We start from the raw sequence: 2,394 nt of genomic DNA, 5'->3' as shown, positions 1-2,394 counted from the left end.
CTGCCTGAAAGCCTTGATTTTAAAGGCAAATCCATAATTTTAGCTTAAAATTCAGCATAACACCTACGGAAGAGCCAATTATTTTGATAATTATTCAAACTTGATGACTTAATTTACAAAGAGGAGACAGCACAAACCTGTAAACCAACAGGTGTATTAATGATTACAGCTTCAACATTGAAAACTTGAGCGATCGCATCTGGAGTAAGAACGTTTGCAGGTGTTCCCACATCCCAAAGATGACCCTCTTTAAATAGAGCAATACGCCTGCTATATCTAGCCGCAAGATTTAATTCATGTAATACTGTAACTATAGTCAGTTGCTGTTCTTGATTTAATTCTTTGAGCAATTCGAGTAATTGCAGTTGATAGTTAATATCCAAGTAAGTAGTTGGTTCATCTAGTAATAAAACCTTTGGTTCTTGAGCTAATGCTAAAGCTAAAAAAGCCCGTTGTCTTTCCCCTCCAGAAAGGTTTTCTACTGGTCTTTCACTCAGCTTTTCCAATCTGGTTTTTTGAATCGCAATTTCGACTTTCTCCCTATCTTCTGGGTTTAATTCCCATTGCCACCAAGGTTGATGAGGTGTACGTCCTAAACTTACCAATTGTCGCACAGTCAAACCCGCAGGAATTGTTTGTTGTTGGGGTAATAATGCCAACTTTTGTGCGACTATATTTGCTGGTTGGGAATGAATGGTTTTACCATCCAACAATACTGCTCCCTGGAAAGGAGAAAGTATGCGAATGAGTAGTTTTAAAAAAGTTGATTTCCCCGAACCATTTGCACCAACTAAACTTAACCATTCACCAGTTTGTAAGTCTATATTTACATCTTTGACAATTGGGACTGTGGTATAACCACCCGTTAAATTTTGAACTTCTAAAGGCATTTTTTAGGTTTTGGATTTGAGATTAATTAGGGAATAAAGAAACAGAAAATTACGAATTATTCCTTAGTTCGACGATTATAGAGCAACCAGATAAATAGGGGAGAACCAAGAAGTGCTGTGACAGAACCGACAGGTAACTCAATCGCACCAAGTCGAGAAAGTAAATCTGCAAACATTAATAACCAAGCTCCACCCAAAGCTGATAATGGTAGCAGAATTCGGTAATCATTACCAACCATTAAGCGAATTCCGTGGGGAACCACTAAACCAATAAAACCAACCAACCCACTGACACTAACCGCTCCTGCTGCGAGTAAAGTTGCGACTCCAGCGATTAAAAACCGCGATCGCACTAAGTTTACTCCCAAACCCACCGCTAAATCGTCTCCCAATGCCAGCAAATTCAAGGAACGTGCTAATAAACACCCCGCAATCAAAGCGATAATTACATAAGGTGCTGCGGTTGTCACTTCCCTCCAACCCCTTCCATTCAAACTCCCAATCAACCAGTTCAATGCTTGCTGAATCTGTCCATCCTCTGCCAACAGAAGTAAAGTACTTTGAATCGCACCAAATAATGAACTTACCGCAACTCCACCTAAAATTAACCGTTCCACAGAAAGTTTATTACCCGAACGACCGAGAAAAATCACGATAGCCGTGGTAACAATTGCTCCAAGCCAAGCTCCTAAAGGTATCCATGCTTGAAAAACCTGCAACACCACCATTGCGATCGCAACTAATCCCGCACCTGCCGAAATCCCCAAAATAAAAGGGTCTGCAAGACTATTTCGTAACATCCCCTGCAATAATGCACCTGACATCCCCAACGCAGAACCTACCAGCATTGCGGCTAAAATGCGGGGAATACGTAAATCCCAAAGTATAGTTTGTTGAAGTTGGTCGCCTCGACGAAGTAGTGCTTGTAACATCTGTTCAAAAGTCAAGTGAACCGCACCTTGGGAAAGAGAAAGCAAAAGCGTTGATATAAGTCCAATCACAAGAACTGCGATCGCGAATAATGTGCGATTGGTTGTCAAAGTTTCTTGTATTTGCTTGCGGAAGTAGGTAGGTAATATGTTCATTAATTGATTATGTCCTTTTCCAGTTCTCCTTTTGAGTTATTCGCTCACATTTTGATTGTTTTGACCAGAATATGAATACTTTGTTTAACTAATTGAGATATATTATGATTAATATCACGATTGTGGCGTATTATTTCATACTTTTGTCACATTTGTTAGGAATCCCCGATATAACACTAAGTCATACTTTGTAAGGGATTCGCTAAATCTGAATGCGATGTAGCAAGCCGCTTTTTGAATCAAAATGGGATAATTATCTTTTAAGATTTTCTTCTATTAATTTGTATTTTTGTTCTTAGTAAGAACCATTATCACACAGATGAATCAAAGTTAAACATTATTTCTAAGAGTGTTCCAAGTAAAAAAGTGCCCAATTGTCATGCTGAATGGAGCGAAGCGCAATGAAGCATCTCTGTCTA

Annotated in this window: 2 protein-coding genes; both read right to left on the bottom strand. The window is 39.2% G+C overall.

All coding sequences use genetic code 11. The annotated features are described in order from the left end of the window. Window positions 1-113 precede the first annotated feature (113 nt). The gene (locus tag CK510_RS29420; protein WP_095724990.1) at window positions 114-890 is read right to left on the bottom strand and encodes an ABC transporter ATP-binding protein; all 777 of its coding nucleotides are present in this window, start codon (window positions 888-890) and stop codon (window positions 114-116) included. A 56-nt stretch (window positions 891-946) separates the two neighbouring features. Then, the gene (locus tag CK510_RS29415; RefSeq protein WP_095724989.1) at window positions 947-1,975 is read right to left on the bottom strand and encodes a FecCD family ABC transporter permease; all 1,029 of its coding nucleotides are present in this window, start codon (window positions 1,973-1,975) and stop codon (window positions 947-949) included. Window positions 1,976-2,394: the final 419 nt, after the last annotated feature.

This window comes from Brunnivagina elsteri CCALA 953 (assembly GCF_002289455.1).
In the GTDB taxonomy this organism is placed as follows: Bacteria; Cyanobacteriota; Cyanobacteriia; order Cyanobacteriales; family Nostocaceae; genus Brunnivagina; species Brunnivagina elsteri.
The sequence above is the reverse complement of the archived record's forward strand: the minus strand, read 5'-3'. Positions and strand labels throughout refer to the sequence as shown.